The organism is Dietzia sp. PP-33 (assembly GCF_033790845.1).
In the GTDB taxonomy this organism is placed as follows: Bacteria; Actinomycetota; Actinomycetes; order Mycobacteriales; family Mycobacteriaceae; genus Dietzia.
In genome coordinates, this window is the sequence record NZ_JAMYEI010000007.1 from 79,358 (window position 1) to 97,821 (window position 18,464).

10 protein-coding genes are annotated in these 18,464 nt (G+C 70.9%); 2 read left to right on the plus strand and 8 right to left on the minus strand.

The annotated features are described in order from the left end of the window. The first annotated feature begins 9 nt into the window (after positions 1–9). The gene (locus NJE57_RS13075) at positions 10–3,333 is read left to right on the plus strand and encodes an arabinosyltransferase domain-containing protein (RefSeq protein WP_319028889.1); all 3,324 of its coding nucleotides are present in this window, start codon (positions 10–12) and stop codon (positions 3,331–3,333) included. A 6-nt stretch (positions 3,334–3,339) separates the two neighbouring features. Here the strand turns inward: NJE57_RS13075 and NJE57_RS13080 are convergent, their stop codons facing one another. Beyond that, the gene (locus NJE57_RS13080; protein WP_319028890.1) at positions 3,340–4,749 is read right to left on the minus strand and encodes an APC family permease; all 1,410 of its coding nucleotides are present in this window, start codon (positions 4,747–4,749) and stop codon (positions 3,340–3,342) included. Positions 4,750–4,827: 78 nt separating this feature from the next. Beyond that, complete coding sequence (locus NJE57_RS13085; protein WP_319028892.1) at positions 4,828–5,136, minus strand: YrhK family protein; 309 nt, start codon at positions 5,134–5,136, stop codon at positions 4,828–4,830. 143 nt (positions 5,137–5,279) lie between these two features. Here NJE57_RS13085 and NJE57_RS13090 point away from each other — a divergent pair, with 143 nt between their 5' ends. Next, positions 5,280–5,807: a hypothetical protein gene (locus NJE57_RS13090; RefSeq protein ID WP_319028893.1), complete on the plus strand. Its 528-nt coding sequence runs from the start codon at positions 5,280–5,282 to the stop codon at positions 5,805–5,807. 15 nt (positions 5,808–5,822) lie between these two features. Here NJE57_RS13090 and NJE57_RS13095 read toward each other — a convergent pair whose 3' ends face one another. From NJE57_RS13095 to NJE57_RS13120, 6 genes are all read right to left on the minus strand, one after another. After that, on the minus strand, positions 5,823–7,376 hold the full coding sequence (locus NJE57_RS13095) for an acyl-CoA carboxylase subunit beta (RefSeq protein ID WP_319028894.1): 1,554 nt from the start codon (positions 7,374–7,376) through the stop codon (positions 5,823–5,825). Next, positions 7,373–12,463, minus strand: coding sequence for a polyketide synthase Pks13 (gene pks13 / locus NJE57_RS13100; RefSeq protein ID WP_319028895.1), 5,091 nt, complete (start codon positions 12,461–12,463; stop codon positions 7,373–7,375). The genes NJE57_RS13095 and pks13 overlap by 4 nt, the downstream gene beginning before the upstream one ends. Before the next feature lie 87 nt (positions 12,464–12,550). Next, positions 12,551–14,551: a long-chain-fatty-acid--AMP ligase FadD32 gene (gene fadD32, locus NJE57_RS13105; RefSeq protein ID WP_319028896.1), complete on the minus strand. Its 2,001-nt coding sequence runs from the start codon at positions 14,549–14,551 to the stop codon at positions 12,551–12,553. A gap of 112 nt (positions 14,552–14,663) precedes the next feature. Continuing rightward, entirely contained in the window at positions 14,664–15,629 is a 966-nt protein-coding gene (locus NJE57_RS13110) for a cutinase family protein (protein WP_319028897.1), read from the minus strand. A 173-nt stretch (positions 15,630–15,802) separates the two neighbouring features. Beyond that, a complete protein-coding gene (locus NJE57_RS13115) occupies positions 15,803–16,312 on the minus strand; it encodes a DUF732 domain-containing protein (protein WP_319028898.1) in 510 nt (169 codons plus the stop codon). Then, positions 16,309–18,294 (minus strand): alpha/beta hydrolase-fold protein, encoded by a 1,986-nt coding sequence (locus NJE57_RS13120; protein ID WP_319028899.1) that lies wholly within the window; start codon positions 18,292–18,294, stop codon positions 16,309–16,311. The genes NJE57_RS13115 and NJE57_RS13120 overlap by 4 nt, the downstream gene beginning before the upstream one ends. Positions 18,295–18,464: the final 170 nt, after the last annotated feature.

Sequence of the window (18,464 nt, forward strand, 5' to 3'; positions counted from 1 at the left end):
TCGGGCGTCGTGTCAGATTCCACCGCAGCCTCCGGCCCGGTCGCCGCCGACGCCCGTGTCGCGAGGCTCCGCCTCGTCGCCATCGTCAGCGGCCTCCTGGGCACCCTGTGCTTCCTGTGCCTGCCGTTCCTGCCGGTCTCCCAGACCACCTCGACCGTGCAGTGGCCGCAGAACGGCACGGTCGACTCGGTGACCGCGCCGCTGATGGCGCACTCGCCCCAGCGGTTCACCGCCACCGTGCCCTGCACCCTGGCGGCGGACCTGCCGGCCGACGGCGGGATCCTGCTGTCCACCGCCCCGGCGGGCGGCGAGGAGGCGGGCGACCGGGCGCTGTTCGTCCGCGCCTCCCAGGACACCGTCGACGTGGTCTCGCGCAACCGGGTGATCGTCTCCGCACCGCGCGACCAGGTCGCGGGCGGCGAGTGCACCCAGCTCAGCGTGGTGGCGGCGCCGACCTACGTCGAGGCAGACTTCGAGGGGATAGACGGGGCGGCCCGACGCGTCGACGCCGACGACCTCCGGCCGATGGTCGTGGGCGTCTACACCGACCTGCCCTCCGACACCGCGGTCCCCGAGGGCCTCGATGTGGCCGTCGAGGTCGACTCCCGCTTCACCACCGACCCCACCGCCCTGAAGTGGACCGCGATCGTGGTCGGGCTGATCGCCACCGCGGTGGCCCTGTGGGCACTGCACGCCCTCGACCAGACCGACTGTCGACGGTCCCGCCGCTTCCTGCCCCGGGGTTGGTTCAGGATCCGCCCGCCCGACGTCGCGGTGATCGGCACACTGGGGCTGTGGCACGTCGTCGGCGGCAACACCTCCGACGACGGCTACATCCTCACCATGGCCCGGGCCGCCGATCCCGCCGGGTACATGGCCAACTACTACCGCTGGTACGGGGTCCCGGAATCGCCGTTCGGCTCCCCGTACTACGACCTGCTCACGCTGTTCTCCCACGTCTCCACGGCCAGCCCGTGGATGCGGCTTCCCGCGCTCATCGCCGCCGTCCTGTGTTGGCTGGTGATCAGTCGCGAGGTCCTGCCCCGACTCGGGCGCGCCGCGCGCACCACCCCGGTGGTCGTGTGGAGCGCCGCCGCCGTGTTCCTGGCCTTCTGGATGGCCTTCAACAACGGCCTGCGACCCGAGCCGGTGATCGCGCTGGGAGCGCTGCTGACCTGGGTCTCCGTCGAACGGGCCATAGCCACGCGGCGAATGCTGCCGTACGCGATAGCGGTGATCCTGGCCTCCTTCTCGCTGGCCACCGGCCCCACCGGCCTGATGGCCGTGGCGGCCCTCGTCATGGGGATCCGCCCGGTCCTGCGCACCGTCGTGGTGCGTGGACGCGAGATCGGCTCCCGCCTCGCGCTGATCGCACCAATCCTGGCCTCCGGGACGATGGTCCTCATCAGCGTGTTCGGCGTGCAGACCCTGGCCTCGGTCCTCGAGGCCATCCGGGTACGTGGCGAGATCGGCCCCAACCTCAACTGGTTCGAGGAGTTCGTCCGCTACTACTACCTGATGATCCCGACGGTCGACGGATCGCTCTCGCGCCGACTGCCGGTGCTGCTGGTCCTGTTGTGCCTGGTCGTGGTGATCGCCAGCCTGCTGCGCCGCGGCAAGGTCCCCGGCGCGGCCTCCGGCCCGGTGTGGCGTCTGGTCGGCGTCGTCGTGGGAACCGCGTTCTTCATGATGTTCTCCCCCACCAAGTGGACCCACCACTTCGGTGTCTACGCGGGGATCGGTGCCGCGATCGCCGCACTGGGCGCGTTGGCCATCTCCGCCTCCGCGGTCCGGACCGCCCGGAACCGGACGGTGTTCCTGGGCGTCGTCCTGGTGGTGCTCGCGCTGGCCTTCGCCGGCCCCAACGGCTGGTGGTACGTCTCCAGCTACGGCATCCCCTGGTGGGACAAGGCCCCCAGTGTCCGCGGGATCGACGCCGCCACCGTCCTCCTGGCGCTGGCGGTGCTCACCTTCGCCTATGCGGGCTGGCAGCACCTGCGGCAGGACTACATCGGCACCCAGGCGCCCCGGACCACCGAGGGCCGCCGCCGGATGCGGACCATCGCCGCAGCCCCCATCGCGGTGGTCGCGGGTCTGCTCGTGGTGTTCTCCCTGGCCTCGTTCGCCAAGGGCCTCCACAAGCAGTACCCGGCGTACACGATCGCCGCCGGCAACGTCTCCGCGCTCGCGGGGAACCCGTGCATGCTCGCCGACCGCGTCCTGGTGGAACCCGACGCCAACAGCGGCATGCTCACCCCGCTCGCCGCCACCCCGCGGCCAGATGGTTCCGTCGACCCCCAGGACCGTGCCACCGCCATCGACGCCGGCGGGGCCACCGGCTTCACCCCGGACGGTGTCGCCCCGGACCTGTCCGCCGACGCGGTGGTCTCCGATCCCGGCGCCGCCAACACCACCCAGGAGCCCGGTGGCGGCCCGTCGGTCAACACCGGTGAGAGCGCCGGCACCGGCGGCGGCAGCGGCGTCGAGGGCGTGAACGAGTCCACGGTGGCCCTGCCGTTCGGTCTCGATCCCGCCACCACGCCGGTCCTCGGCTCGTTCCTCGTCGGCCCCCAGCGTGAGGCCGACCTGGAGACCGGCTGGTACCGCCTGCCGGAGAACCGCGAGACCCACCCGCTGCTCGTCATCTCCGCCGCCGGTCGGATCGGCCGCTACGACGCCGACGGGATCTACGAGTACGGCCAGGAGGTCGTCGTGGAGTTCGGGCGGTCCACCGAGGGGGGCGCCGAGATGATCGGTGAGCCCGTCGTGCCGTTCGACGTCGGCCCCGCCCCCACGTGGCGGAACCTCCGGGTGGACATGCAGGACGTGCCCGCCGACGCCGACGTGATGCGGATCAAGGTCGACGACAACGACCTCACCCCCGAGCAGTGGGCCGCCATCACCCCGCCCCGTGCTCCCGAACTCGTCACGGTGCAGGAGATGGTCGGGTCGGACTCACCCGTCATGCTGGACTGGGCGGTGAGCCTGCAGTTCCCGTGCCAGCGTCCGTTCGCGCACTACGCCGGCGTGGCCGAGCTGCCGGAGTTCCGGATCCTGCCGGACCGCCCGCTCGCCGTGAGCGCCACCAGCACGTGGCAGTCGTACGAGTCGGGAGGTCCGCTCGGGTGGATCGAGGTCGCCGAGCGCGCCCGCACGATCCCCTCGTACCTGCGGCACGACTGGAACCGGGACTGGGGTTCGATCGAGGCCTACACCCCGCTGGGCACCTACCAGGACGAGCCACCGGCGCCCGCCGAGGTGACCACCGGGACCCAGACCAGGTGGGGCTGGTGGCAGCCCGAGGGGCCGATCCTGGTGACCGACCCCGAATAGGCCGGCTCACCGCCCGTGCTGGTGCTCCCGGGCATCGCTGCGCTCGCCGTCGTCATCGTCGTTATCGTCGTCGTCGTCGTCATCGTCGTCATCGTCGGAGCGGTGTCGCACGGTGAACCACTGCGCGACGACGATGACCAGGGCCACGACGGCGGTGACGCCCAGCGTGAACGGGTCGGACTGCGCCTTGAGGATGAGGAAGGGCACGAGCACCGCGACGTCGAGGACGATCGCGACCCACGGGATCCACGCCGTGGCGTCGACCTCGTCCCTGAGACGTCGGACGATCCCGAAGTGGATGGCGATGTCCATGGCCAGGTACAGGATCGCGCCCAGGGAGGCGATCTGTGACAGGTCGAAGAAGGCCGCCATGAGGATCGCCAGGCCGGCGGTGATGTAGAGCGACTGGTGTCCCCCGGCCCCGGGCAGCCCCGGCACCTGGCCCATGTCGCGGAGCATGTCGTAGAGCTTCGAGACCGAGAACAGGCTCGCGATCAGTCCCGACAGCGTGGCCACGACCGCGATGATCACGGTCAGCGTCACACCCCAGGAGCCGAACATCGGCTCGGCCGCCTCGGCGAGGGCGTAGTCGCGGGCCCCGACGATCTGCGGCACGGTCAGGCTGGCGGTCACCGCGACGGTGATCAGCAGGTAGAGCACCGTGCACAGGGCGATCGAGATCATGATGGAGCGACCGATGTTGCGCTCCGGGTCCCGCAGGTCCGCACCCTGGTTGGTGATCGTGGTGAATCCCTTGTACGCCAGGATGCACAGGGTGACCCCGGCCAGGAATCCCAGCCAGCCGTGGTCCGGTGGGGTGCGGTCGGCGACGGTGAACAGCCGGCCCAGCGAGGACACGCCCGCGGCCAGGATGCCGGCGATCGCCAACACCGCGATCCCCACGATCTTGAGCGCGGCGGTCGCCGTGGCCGAGCGCTCGACCCACCGGTTGCCCACCAGGTTGACCAGCGCTGTGGCCGCGATGGCGAGCACCGCCAGTACCGGCACCCACAGGGAGGAGTCCTGCATCCCGAACGGCCGCAGGACGTAGGTGCCGAAGGTCCGCCCCAGCAGGGACTCGGCGAGGATCATCGACACATACATGAACAGGGAAAACGAGCCGGCGACCACACCCGGCCCGTAGGCGGCCTTGAGCAGCATCGCGATCCCGCCCGAGGACGGGTTGGTGGCCGAGTACCGGATGTACGAGTAGGAGCTGAACGCCACCACCACGGCGCCGGCGAGGAACGCCCACGGCATCCACCCGCCGGCCAGCTCCGCGACCTGCCCCACCAGGGCGAAGATGCCCGCCCCGATCATGACCCCGGTACCCAGGGCGACGGAACCGGTCAGCGTGATCTTCTTCCGGTCGTCGTTCCGGCCCTGCTCGTTCCGGCCCTGCTCGTTGTGGTCCATGCGACGGCTTCTCCTTCGCGGTTGGCGGGCTGGGTGGTTGGCCTGGATGGTTGAACTGGATGGCCGGCCTGGTGGTGGTCAGTAGTCGTAGGAGGACTGCTCCGTGTGGGTGTCCGAACCGAGGCGCCGCAGATGGATGCGGCGGGCGAGCCGGATGGCGGGTCGGGCGAGGAATTCCAGCGAACCGAGCAGGAACAGCCAGGTGCCGATGGTCTGGGTGTCCTCCGAGAAGAAGAAGATGCTGCCGACCAGGAAGAACAGCGCGATGAGGACGTCGTTCACGATCGACAGCGTCTCGTATCTGTCGTTGATGACGACCTCGGTCGGTCCGACCGCCAGACGCAGCGGCGACGCGGTCCCGGTGCCATCTCTCGTCGTGGTGCTCATACCAGCGAACCCTAGCGACGACCACGGGGGGGTGCGCAACCGTACGGCCCCGCGTCCGGGCTCGACGATGAGCTGGTCGACGTGCCAACCGGTGACGTGCCAACCGGTGACGCCGACGGCCGGATGTGTCTACCCTGTCGGGCATGACAACCACCCCTACCCGATACTCCGCGACCGCCACGATGATCCTCGCCCTCGGGCTCTCGGCCGCATGCGGTTCCGATGAGCCGGATGCGGAGCCGAGCAACCGGGGTGGAGGCGAGTCGACGGGGCAGACCTCGGTGAGGAACGTCTTCATCGAGCCCTCGTACGCGAGCGACTGCACGGTCCAGGTCGACGCGCCCGCGCAGCTGAGCTTCACGGCGATCAACGACAGTTCGACCGAGGACGAGACGTTGTCGGAGATCTCGACGCCGGCGGCGTCCCGCGTCGAGATCGACGCGCCGCCCGAGGCCCTGACCCTCTCCCCGGAGTCGTCGATCGCCGCCGGACAGCCAGTGGCGAACCCTGACGACGCGGACGCCCCCGCCCAGTCGTTCTCCGTGTGGATGGTCGACCTGGACCCCGGCGTCGAGCCCGGTCAGTCGGTCCCGGTCACCTTCACGTTCGAGCGCGCGGGGGAGATCACGCTCCCGGTCTCCGTGGACGGGTGCCCGACCCAGTCGAACTAGGACCGGGCGCCCCCCCTACATCGGCGCGATCGGGTGTTTGCGGGGCGGCTCGTTGCTGATCTTGTCCCGCAGCTGGGCGAGCGCGCCGCGGAGGATCAGCCGGGTCTCCGACGGCCGGATCACGGCGTCGATGTAGCCCCGCTCGGCGGCCGAGTAGGGCGTCGCGATGAACTCGTTGTACATGTCGATCAGCTGCCTGCGGAGCTTGGGCCCCTCTTCCGGGCCGGCCTCCTCGATCTGGCGACGCTGCAGCAGGTCCACCGCGCCCTCGGCCCCCATCACCGCGATGCGCGCGGTGGGCCAGGCGAAGTTGAGGTCGCCGCCGAGGTTCTTGGACCCCATCACCGCGTACGCGCCGCCGTAGGCCTTGCGGACCACGAAGGTCACCTTGGGCACGGAGGTCGCGGCCACCGCGTAGCCCATCTTGGCGCCACGGTGGATGATGCCGAGCTTCTCCTGCTGCACGCCGGGGAGGTATCCCGGGGTGTCGACCAGGTAGACCAGAGGGATGGAGTACGCGTCGCACAGCATCATGTGCCGCGTGGCCTTCTCCGAGGCGTCGATGTCCAGCGAGCCCGACAGATGTAGAGGCTGGTTGGCGACCACGCCCACCGACTCGCCGTCGACCCGCGCGAATCCGGTGATGATGTTCGGGGCGAACTGCCCGGAGGTCTCGACGAACTCGCCGTCGTCGAACATCCGGATGAGCACGTCGTGCATGTCGTACGCCGCGTTGTCCGAGTCCGGGATGATCGAGTCGAGCTCCAGGTCGGACGCGGTGGGTGCCGGTTCGAGACCCGGGTTGATCCGCGGCGCCTTCTCCGCCGCCGAGGAGGGCAGGTAGCTGAGCAGGTTCCTCACGTACATGAACGCGTCGTGCTCGCTCACGGCCACGTGGTTGACGTTGCCGTTCTTGGCCTGCTGCAGGGCGGAGCCGAGGTCCTCCATGGAGATGTCCTCGCCGGTGACCTTCTTGATGACGTCCGGTCCGGTGATGAACATGTACGCCTGGTCCTGGACCGCCACCACGAAGTCGGTGGTCACGGGAGCGTAGACGGCACCGCCGGCGCACTTGCCCAACATGATGGAGATCTGCGGGATGTACCCCGACGCCGGGTACTGGCGCTTGGAGATCTCCGAGTAGTAGGCCAGCGAGGTGACGGCGTCCTGGACGCGGGCGCCACCGGAGTCGTTGATGCCGATGATCGGGCACCCCACCTTGAGGGCGAAGTCCATGATCGCGCAGACCTTCTTGCCGAAGCCCTCTCCGACGGACCCGCCGAACACCGTGTTGTCGTGCGCGTAGACCACCACGGGTCGACCGTCGATGGTGCCGCGGCCGGTCACGACGCCGTCGCCGAACGGATTGTCCGGGCTCCCCGGGGCCTTGGCCAGCTGGCCCATCTCCACGAAGCTGCCCGCGTCGAGCAGCTCCGCGATGCGCTCCCGCGGTGGCGTGAATCCCGCCGCGTCACGACGGGCCCTGGCCCGTTCACTGCCCGGGTCCCGGGCCTGCTCGGTCTTGACCCGCAGTTCAGCGAGCTTCTCCGCGGTGGTCCTAGCCGTCACGCGTCCGATCCCTTCAGTACTCCCGCGTCGATCTCGACGAGTCGACGCGCCAGGTGCTTTCCGACCGTACCGACCACCGGCTCGTCGACCACCGCGAGGTGGTCACCCTTGAGCTGGACCACCTCCAGATCGGAGACGATCCGGGCCCAGCCACCGTCGCGGTCGACGTGGGCGTAGCGGGGTTCGAGCTCGATGGCGCCCTCGTGCATACGCTCCGCACGGTAGAGCACGAACGGCACCTCCGCGCCCACTCCCGACCACGTGGACAGGTCCGCGCTCTGGAGGATGCGGTTGTCCACGAAGCTGGCCCGCTGGTGCTCGATGACCCCGCCGCCCATGGCGTTCGCCTCCGCACCGAGTCCCTCGAGGAGCATTCCCAGTACGCCGTCCTCGCCGTGCTCGGCGAGGAACTCGCGCGGCACCTCGACGTCCAGACCGTAGGTCCGCTTGGCGAACTCGGAGTAGCGCTTCCACCGGGCCTCGGCCTCGTCGAGCGTGTCCGGGATCGGCTCGGACGGCTGCACGGTGTCCAGCAGCACGACCAACGCCACCTCGTCGCCGGCGGCCCGCAGCTGGCGGGCGACCTCGACGGCAAGTGCTCCACCGAACGACCAGCCGCCCAGGGCGACGGGTCGCCCCGCGGCGATCTCCCGGATCCTGTCCAGGTACCCGGCGGCCCGCTCCCCCAGCGGCCCCTCGGTCCGCTCGACGCCGTACACCGGGTTGTCCCCGCCGAGACTGTCGACCAGCGGCTCGTACACGAACGAGGACCCGCCGGCGGCGTGGAACAGCAGAAGCGGGGTGCGGTCCGCGGAGCCCTCGCGCAGGACCCGGATGTTGCCCTCGACCGCGACCTCGGTGAACGGGCGGAGCAGGTCCGCGACCTCCGCGATCGTCCCGGCCCCGGCCAACTGCTCGGCGGAGATCTCGCCCCCGCAACGCTCCGACAGGCGGGCGGCCAGCGCCGCGCGGGTGTCGTCGTCGAGCGCGGGCAGGGTCCCGGTCACGCCGGGGGCCGCCGCGCCGGTCACCACGGCCCACGCGCCGAACGCCATCCGTTCGGTGTCGTCCCGGGGCGCGATGGCGACCTCGGACGCGGCGGCGTCACCACCATCGCCGCCCCCGGCCCCGGCCCCACGCAACGAGGCCACGTCGACCGCGCCCTCGCCGCGTGACTGCTGGTCGGCGAGCTCGCCGACCTCGTCCGGGTGCTCGACGGCATAGGTGACCATCTGCGCGACATCGTTCATCGACGCGTCCCGCATGGCCTGCAGCTCCATCGGCGGGATCGAGAACTCGTGTTCCACACGGTTCTTGATGCGCACCGCCATGAGCGAATCCAGGCCCAGGTCCAGCAGGGGAAGTTCCCGCGGCAGGTCGTCGGGGCTGTACCCCATCGACGAACCGACGATCCGGGCCAGGCGATCGCTGATCGACTCTCCACTGTCCGCGTTCCAGCGGGTGTCCACCTCGTCGTCGTCGTCATCGGTGTCCACCACCGGCGCGTCGGACTCGGCCGAGACGTAGTGCGGTCCCGGCTGGTCCTCCGGATCGATCGGCGTGCCGCCGCTCACCGCACATTCGGCCACCAGGACGAAGGACTGCGCGGCCCCGTCGCCGGTCTGCGCGTGCACCTGGAGCGAGGCACCGCCGGGGTGCGGGGTCATGGTGGTGGTGACCGCGCCCGCCACCGGCAGCACGCCGGGGCGGTGGACGGCGGTGACGACGGCGCCCTCGAGGACGGACGCGGCCGCGGAGCCCATCAGCGCGTCGACACTGGGGACGACCTCGGCCCGGACCTGCCACGCGTGGCGACCGTCCGGCAGCGCGACGTGCGAGCCCGGCATGCGGCCCTCGCCCGAGCCGCCGCCGGCGGTGACCGTCGGCCACAGGGTCCGGCGCTTCCACGCCGTCCCCGGCACGGCGGCGTAGCGCCCGGGGCCGGTGACGTAGCCGTGCAGCATCTCCACGACCTGGTCCATGTTGACCTCGTGGCCGTGGACGTACAGCTGGGCGATCGCATGGAGCAGGGTGTCCGCCTCGGACTCCTTGCGCTTGAGCGTGTGGAGCAGGTTGGGCTCCATCAGTCCGGCGTCGAAGCAGGTCGCCGCGACCGACATCGCGGCGACGGGGTTGGGCGCGAACTCCAGGAACGTCACGTACCCGGCCTCGACGGCCTTGCGCACGGCATGGGTGAACCACACCGAGTGGCGCATGCCCTTGACCCAGTACTCCTCGGCGTGGATCGGCTCGTGCCCGGCGCGGTAGAAGGTCTCGCGGTCCACCGAGGAGAACAGCCCGGAGGTGAGCTCTCGCGGCTCCAGGCCGGCGATCTCGGCGGCGAGCTCGCCCAGCAGCATGTCGACGTCCGAGGTGTGCCCGGCGCCGCGCACCTGCAGCTGGCGGGCGAACTTGCCCTGCTCCTCGACCCAGGCGACGAAGTCGGCGACGGGCTTGGCGCGGCCCCCGACCGTGGTGTGGGTGGGCGCCGCGTAGACCGCGGGCTCGATCGAGGCGAACTGCGGGTTGTCGGCGATGATCTGCGCGATCTCCTCGGCCGAGTATTCGACCAGCGCCATGGCGCCGGCGTCCTCGTCGGAGACCTGCTGCTCGGCGTCGCCCATGAGGCGCGAGCGCACACAGATCACGCGCACCGCGTCCTCCAGGCTCAGCCCGCCGGCCGCGTAGGCGGCGGCGACCTCACCCATGGAATGGCCGACGACGGCCTCCGGCTTGGCGCCCAGGGCCTTGAGGGTGTCGATCAGCGCGACCTGGACGGCGAAGATGCCGACCTGGGCGTTCTCCACCTCGTAGGTGACCGAGTCGTCGAGGAACATCTCGACCATCCGGTATCCGGCCTCGAAGTCGATCAGCTCGTCCACCGCGTCCAGGCACGAGGCGAACAGCGGGTTGGACAGGTACAACTCCTTGGCCATCTTCCGGTGCTGGGCACCGAAGCCCGAGAACACCCAGACGTCACCGGTGCCGGCGGGGGCGTCCGCGCTGAAGACGCCGGGGCCGGGATCGCCGGCCGCCAGGGCTCGCAGTCCGGCCACCAGCTCGGCGCGTGTGTGGCCGACCACGGCACCGCGGGAGCGGCCGTGGTTGCGCGTGGCCAGGGTGCGCGCGACGGCACCCAGATCCACGGAGTCGTCCTGCGCCTCGAGCCAGTCGGCGAGCTGCCCGGCGGTGGACTTGCGGCGCGAGGGCAACGAACCGGACACCACGAGTATCGTCGCCGCCGCACCGGGGGCGGAGGTGCCGGTCGTGGCGAGTTCCCCGGCGTTGCGCCGGACCGCCTCGGCGACGCTCCGGGCCACGTCGTCCCGGGGAGCGTCCCCGGTCACGGTGGCCTCTGATGCCGTGTCCTCGGAGGAGTCGGTCCCTGCGGTGCTGACGCCCGGCTCGACGGCGCCCGGCGCGACGGCGTCCGGCGCGACGGCGTCCGGCGCGACGGCGTCCGGCGCGGGCACGACCCGTACGGGGGCGGGCTGGTACTCGGCCACCACGACGTGCGCGTTGGTACCGCCGAAGCCGAAGCCGGATACGCCGGCCAGCGCGCGACCGCTGTAGCGCGGCCACGGTCGGGTTTCGGTGACCACGCTCAGACGGGCGGCGTCGAAGTCGATGTACGGGTTGGGGCCGGCGAAGTTGAGCGTGGGTGGGAGTGCGTCGTGGCCCATGCCGAGGATGATCTTGGCCAGGCCCGCGGCGCCGGCCGCCGACTCCATGTGTCCGAAGTTGGTCTTGGCCGAACCCAGCAGGGTCGGCCGGTCGGCGTCACGGCCGCGGCCGAGCACCTGGCCGATCGCGGTGGCCTCGATGGGGTCACCGAGGATCGTTCCCGTGCCGTGGGCCTCGATGTAGTCGACGTCCTTCGGGTCCACGCCGGCATCGGCGTAGGCCTGGCGCAGGACCGCGACCTGGGCGTCCGGGTTGGGCGCGGTCATCCCGTTGGAACGACCGTCGGAGTTGACGGCGGACCCCTTGATGACGGCGAGGACCTGGTCCCCGTCCCGTTCGGCCTCGGACAGGCGCTTCAGGATGAACAGTCCCCCGCCCTCGGCGCGGCAGATGCCGTTGGCGTCGGAGGAGAAGGCCTTGATGCGACCGTCAGGGCTCAGCGCGGCGCCGGTCTTGGCGAAGCCCATCGTGGCGGCGGGCGCCAGCATCATGTTGACGCCCCCGGCCACGGCGAGGTCGGACTCGTGCAGTCGCAGGGAGTTGACGGCCTCGTGGAGCGCGACCAAGGAGGTCGAGCAGGCCGTGTCCAGCGTCATCGAGGGGCCGCGGAAGTCGAACGTGTACGAGACACGGTTGGAGATGATCGAGTTGGACGCACCGGTCACCGCGTACGGGGAGGCGGCGGCGGAGTCGGAGGTGAGGAAGACCTGGTAGTCGCTGGACGATGAGCCGATGAACACTCCCACCTCACGGCCCTTGAGGTCGCTCGCGGGCAGATGCGCGTGCTCGAGGGCCTCCCAGGTGAGCTCCAGCGCCAGGCGCTGCTGCGGGTCCACCATCTCGGCCTCACGGGGGCTCATGCCGAAGAACTCCGCGTCGAAGTCCCGCACCTCGGAGTCGTCGAGCCACCCGCCCCGGTCCGGGGCCTCGGCCAGGACCTGCTGGACATAGGCGTCGCCCGCCCACTCGGACCAGCGGGTCGCCGGGCGGGGGCTGGTCGCGTCCCGGCCCTCGGACAGCAGGTCCCACGTGGCCTCGGGCGAGTCCGCACCCCCGGGGAACCGGGTGGCGAACCCGATCACGGCGACATCGAACTCCATCCCGGCCCCGCGGTGACGGAAGGTGTGCAGGTCGGCGGGCTCGTCGAGCTCGGCGGGCCCGTTGACCACGAATTCGGCGAGCGAGGCGATGGTGGGGTGCTGGTAGGCGACCGTGGCGTCCAGGGGCCGGCCGAGCAGGTCCTCGAGGTCCGCCGAGAGGGTCACGGCGTCGCGGGAGGACAGTCCGAACTCCTCGAGGGAGCGGTCGTCCGACACCTTGGCGACGTCGAGCCCGGTGGCCCGGGAGACCCAGCCCCGCAGCCAGTCGCGGAGCTCCACTACCGTCATCTCGCTCTGTGCCATCCTGGGGCTCGCCTTTCGATCGGGTCTCGTCCGGGGTGCCCGCCCGTCGCCGCGGGGCACTGGTGGTGCCGTGAACCGGCCGGGGGCCTACTCCGTCGGCTCGTCCGGGAACGCGGTCTGCTGGTGACCTCCCCGGAGCGTGCCGTCGACGTAGGCGGTCTTGCAGGCGCGGCGGGCGATCTTGCCGCTGGAGGTCCGGGGGATCGACCCGGCGGGTACCAGGATCACGTCCTGGGCGGTGACCCCGTGTCGCGCGGAGATGGCCGAGCGGACGGCGTCCGCGACGGGCCCGGGATCCGCCTTACCCGCGCCGGGGGCGCGCTCGCCCACCACCACGAGGGTCTCCGAGGAGTCATCGGCGGCGATCTCGGCGCCGTTACGGGCGTCGATCGGGAGCTGGTTGGCGGGCACCGAGAACGCGGCGACGAAGCCCGGGCGCAGCGAGGCGGAGGCGTCCTGCGCGGTGTTCTCCAGGTCCTGCGGGTAGTGGTTCCGTCCGGCGACTATCACCAGGTCCTTGACCCGCCCGGTGATGTAGAGCTGACCGTCGACGTAGGCACCGTAGTCGCCCGTGCGCAACCACCGCGCGTCCTCGGGGACGGTCCCGAACTCCCGGACGGACCGGGAGTCCTCGGGGAGTCGCTCCGAGAGCACGTTGCCGAAGGTGGCCTCGGTCTCCCCGGGCCGACCCCAGTAGGCGCGGCCGACGTTGGTGCCGTACAGCCAGATCTCGCCGACCCGCCCCTCGGGGAGTTCGCGGCCCGTGCCGTCATGCTCCCCGGTGGACCCGTCGACGCCGGGCTCGACGATCACCGCCCACTGACTGGGTGCGACGTACCCGCAGGCGACCTGTGGAATGGCGTCCTCGTTGCCCTCCACGCGGTCGGGCCCGAGGACGGTCATGACGCCCTTGTTGAGGTCGCCGCGGTCCACGTGGATGACGATCGCCTCGTCGTCCTTGCGCGGCGAGGAGACGAAGAGCGTCGCCTCTGCCATGCCGTACGAGGGTTTGATGACCGTCGGCGCCAGGCCGTACGGGGCGAACGCCTCGTTGAACGCGCGCATCGAGGCGGGGGTGACGGGCTCGGACCCGTTGATGATGCTGGTGACGCCCGACAGGTCGAGAGACTCGCCCTCACGGGGCAGGCCGCGGCGGGCAGCGTGCTCGAACGCGAAGTTGGGGGCTGCGGCGAAGACACCGTCGCCGTCGGCCATGGCGCCGAGCTGGGTGACCCAGCGGCCGGGTCGCTGCACGAAGGCGCGGGGGCTCATCACGGTGATGGCGGCACCGCCCATCGCGGGCAGGATCACGGTGAGCAGACCCATGTCGTGGAACAACGGCAACCAGGTGACGCCCCGGGAGGCGCGGGTGATGCCGAGACCGTCGAAGAGCTGCATGACGTTGGTGACGACGTTGCGGTGCGTGATCTCCACGCCCGCCGGGACGCGTGTCGAACCGGAGGTGTACTGCAGGTAGGCGATGTCGTCCGCGCCCAGCTCGGGGCGTGACCAGCCCGAACCCAGCTCGGCCGGGATCGCGTCGACGGCGACGGTGCGCGGCCGGTCCCGGGCCGGCAGCTCGCGGAAGAGCTTGCGCACCCCCGCCGCTGATTCGGTGGAGGTGAGGATGACGGACGGCGAGCAGTCGCCCAGAACCGCGTGGAGACGATCGTGATGGCCCGGCTCGTCGGGGTCGAACAGTGGGACCGCGATGAGCCCGGCGTGGATCGCGGCGAAGAACGAGACGATGTAGTCGAGCCCCTGGGGCGCGAGGATGGCGACGCGGTCCCCCGGGGCCGCCACCTGCTGGAGTCGCGCCGCGATCGCGTAGAGCCGGTCGCCGAAGTCCGACCATGAGAGTTCGTGTACCTCACCCTGGCGCGACGTCGAGTAGTCGATGTAGCGGTAGATCAGTCCGTCGTCCGCGGGATCCCGGCGCGCGGCGCAGACGTTGGCCTCGACGAAGTCGACCAGGGTGGTGCGATCAGGGATGACGATCGCCCCGCTGGCGTCGTGGTACTGCTCGAACTCCACGTTGCTCCGTTCCGAACCGATGACTGGATGGTCGACGTCGCCGACCTCGGACATACCGGGCGACAAGCTTGGTCGATCTTACAGCGTGCCCCAGCGCGCATCCGAACTCCGAATCTTCGGTCCGTTCAGGCGTGTCGCGACGTGCGGATCCCGCGTGGTCGGCCCCTCAGCCGTGCGCGATCTCCGGTGCGGCGTCGACGAGCTCGCGTACGTGTCCGATGGTCCACTCCGGGACCGTGGTTCCCGCGATGACGTCCGGGTTGGTGGCGTACATCGCGTGGATGGCGTTGTTGGCGACGAACTCCTGGAACCGTGCCGCCCCGTCCACCACGTTGAGCGGCGCATTGCAGATGAGGTCCCGCGAGTCGCAGATCTGGGCGGTCCGGTCGTCGAGCTCACCGAAGCCCCCGGGGCGGGGGCCGGTCATGGTGGCACCGGCGATGAGCTGGGTGAAGCCGGTCACCGGCTGTAGCGAGATCTCCATACCCTGACCGTTCCCGGACGACAGCCCCGGTGACTGGCCCTGCCCGGGGAGGCGCCGACCGTCGGCGATCAGGACCGATCCCCGCACCAGCTCGGCCGGGACCGGCCCGTTGCCGGTACCGATCTCGCTGGTGAGATCCCCGGCGATCACCGCCCCCTGGGAGAATCCCAGCAGGATGAACGAGGTGTACGGGCAGCGCTCGTGCACGGCGGCGAGCTCGGCACGCGCGCGTTGCGTGCCCTCGGCCCGGCTCTGGTCGTAGGTGATCTCCTCGGGCGCCTGCGGGTTCCGGAACTGCGCCACGTACGGGACCGTGAAGACCTCGAGACGCTCGGCGGGGTACTGCTGCCCCAACGGGTCCGTGATCGTCCTGAGCAGTGCGTTGGGCAGGAACGTGGGCTCGTAGGGGTCGTCAGTGGGGCTGCTCTCCCAGGTCCCCGGCACGGCGATCATCTCCACGTCGGGGCAGTCGGCGGGCTGCGTCACCTCGGGCACGTCCGGGCCCGGACGGGGTCCGTCGGGACCCGTGGGCAGACCCCGGTTACCGATCCACCAGCCGATCCCCAACACCAACAGGACCACCAGCACGAGTGCTCCGAGCGAGCACCCGAGACGGCGGCCGCCTCCACGACGCGATCCACGAGCCACGATCCGAACTCCTTTCCGGCACCCGACGCGAGTCCGCGGGCAGCCGACGACACATCCAACGCACCACGGGGCCACCGGGTTCCACAGGGTCCGCCCCGGTGTCACGACTCACCCGAACCGCCTCACGGGCAGAGCTGGATCACGGGCGGAGCTGGATCACGGGCAGAGCTGGGTCACGGGCAGAGCTGCCCCGCCGCGGCGTCGATGATGATGCCGGAGAGCTCGTCGACGTCACGGTCCGAGTACCCGCCCACCGAGATCTGGCCGGCCACGGCGTCGGCGATCGTCGTGGTCTCCCCCGCGGCCCCGCCGGTCGTCCGGATGCGGCAGATCGTGTTGCCCGCGGCCACGAGGGAGTCCGACATTTCCGCTGTGTCGATGTCGCCCGCCTCGAGCTCCGCGAGGTACCCGCGTTCCCGCGCGCCCACGACCGGGGCGGTGTACCCAGGGGCGTCCGAGACCACCGGCGCGGGCGCCTCGGTGAAGCGGCCGGAGTCCTCGGTGGCGGGAACACGTGCCGGTGAGGTGGCGGTGCCGCCGGGGGGCGGTGCCAGCGTCTCGGAATCGGGGACGCCCGACACCGTGGAGTCACCACCGCCGCACGCGGTCAGCATGCCGCCGACCACGACCAGTGCCGCTCCGATCGCCGCGGCCCTGCCCGTCACGAGATCCCTGCTCGTCACGAGATCTCCGCCCGACCACCGGTCACCGTGATCCGACCGCCCTCGAACTCCATGACCTGACCGTTCTGGGTGCTGCGCAGCGCACTCGTGGGGTACCCGAGTCGTCCGCGTTCGTAGTCGACCGTGCCCCAGGCGTCGAACACCGGCCCACGGGGGACGACGTGCGCCCCTGTGAGCGGCGCCCAGTAGATCGCGCCGCCCTGGAAGCGACTGAACGCGCCGCCCCGGGTGCTGAGCGAGATCTCGTCGGTGGTCGGGTATCCGAGCTCCGAGTTCTCCGCACCCGCCTCCCGGTAGGCGCTGAGGATGGCGCCCTCGACCACCTTGGGGCCCGTGTCCGAGGACCAGTAGACGGTTCCGCCCTGGAAGCCCTGGACCACGCCGGGCTTGTTCGGATTGGTGATCTCGTCGGTGGTCGGGTAGCCGAGGTCACCGCGCTCGGCTCCGCGGTCCTGCCACATCGACCGGATCGCCCCGCGGATCGCGTGGGCCCCGGTGGTCGGCGACCAGTAGATGACCCCACCCTGGAACTGGGTGAACCGGCCCTTGCCGTCGGGTGTGGTGGTCTCCCCGGAGGTGGGCAACCCGAGCGGCCCCTCGGGCCCGCCCTCGGCCTGGTAGGCGGCGCCGATGGCACCGAGCACCGCGTGGGCACCGGTCGGCTGCGACCAGAAGACGCGACCGAAGCGGAAATCGGTGGCCTTGCCGCCCCTGACGTCGTACTCGCCCGTCAGACAGGGCCCGAGGCCGGGCTGACGCTCGGCGACGCGGGCGATCTCCCCCTCCGCCGCGCACGGGGCCTCGACGTTCTCGATCCCGACCGCGTTCGCGAACTGCGGCCAGGCCTGCATCATCTCGAACTGCCAGTAGGGCCAGGTGTGGGTGCCCGAGGGCCGGAAGTTGGCCGTGACCTCGACGTCGTTCCCGCGGGCCTTGTTGACGAAGGTCTGCGTGGTCATCCGCGACAGCAGCTCGAGTCCGTAGCCCGGGAAGTTGGTGGGGATGTCGGGCAGGCCCGAGGGCTGGTCCCACGGCCCGGTGTTGCCGCTACCGGCGGAGACGTAGAGACTCTGGCCGCGCAACTTGTCGGTGTGGAGCTTGGGGTCCTGCTCCTGCCAGCGGGCCGAACCGAGAGGTCCCCACATGCGCTCGGCCTGGTATCCGCCGGCGTCCTGCATGGCGACCTTGATGGCCTCGGGCATACCGAAGCTGGTGGTGTCGAGGAACCCCGAGAAACTGCCGGCGAACCGGAAGTGCTCCGGGTAGCGCTGGGAGAGCATCATCGCGGCGGTGCCGCCCATGGACAGGCCGGCCACACCGTGCTCGTCGCCGACCCGCCAGTCCCGCGCGAGCAGCGGCGGCAGCTCCTCCATGAGGAACGTCTCCCACTGGTACGCCGAACCGTTGGCGTCGGAGACCCAGTCCGTGTAGAAACTCGACTCACCGCCGACGGGGAGCACCACAACCGCGTTCTTGGCGTCGAAGAACTGGGAGATCTTGGTCTCGAGGGTCCACCCGCTGGCGTCGCTGCGCGCCCGCAGCCCGTCGAGGAGCAGCAGCGACGGGTAGGTGCGCTCGGGCTCCGAGTTCCAGCTGGCCGGGAGCATGAGCTGCACCTGGATCGCCTGTTCCATGGCCGGCGACTGCACCCACAGCGCCACGCGGTTGGCCGCTTTCCACTCCACCTTGTCCAACCGCACGCCCGTGGGCACGGTCGCGGGCACGCGGAGGGACGGGGAGTCCACCCCACCCTCGGGGGTCGACGGCGTCGGGCCCGCCTGACCGGAGGTGGACGGTGACGGGGAGCCCTGGGTCGGACTCTCCGGGGCCGGGCTCTCCTGGGTCGGGCTCACCGGCGTCTCCTGGGCGGCCGCGACCGGGGGGACGAGGAGACCGGAGCCCACCACGCCCGCCACGAGTGGAGCCGCCAGGAGGGACGCCCACCGGGTGCGGGGGCTCGCGTGCGCGCTGGGGGTCGCCATGTGTTGTTCTCTTCCTTGCCGCGTCGTCGCCGAACGTCTCGTGGAACGGGTCGCGGATGCGACCCGGACAGCTGGTGCCCGGGGGCCCTGTTCTCCGTGGCACGTCCGCGGGTTCCCCTCCCGCGGCCGGTCCCGGTGGTCACACAGACGACCGGGGCCCCGCACGAGAA

Bases quoted from the DNA above. Each gene is read 5' to 3' on its own strand.
- NJE57_RS13120 (WP_319028899.1), bottom strand. From the start codon at position 18,294: ATGGCGACCCCCAGCGCGCACGCGAGCCCCCGCACCCGGTGGGCGTCC.
- NJE57_RS13080 (WP_319028890.1), bottom strand. From the start codon at position 4,749: ATGGACCACAACGAGCAGGGCCGGAACGAGCAGGGCCGGAACGACGAC.
- NJE57_RS13090 (WP_319028893.1), top strand. From the start codon at position 5,280: ATGACAACCACCCCTACCCGATACTCCGCGACCGCCACGATGATCCTC.
- fadD32 (WP_319028896.1), bottom strand. From the start codon at position 14,551: ATGTCCGAGGTCGGCGACGTCGACCATCCAGTCATCGGTTCGGAACGG.
- pks13 (WP_319028895.1), bottom strand. From the start codon at position 12,463: ATGGCACAGAGCGAGATGACGGTAGTGGAGCTCCGCGACTGGCTGCGG.
- NJE57_RS13085 (WP_319028892.1), bottom strand. From the start codon at position 5,136: ATGAGCACCACGACGAGAGATGGCACCGGGACCGCGTCGCCGCTGCGT.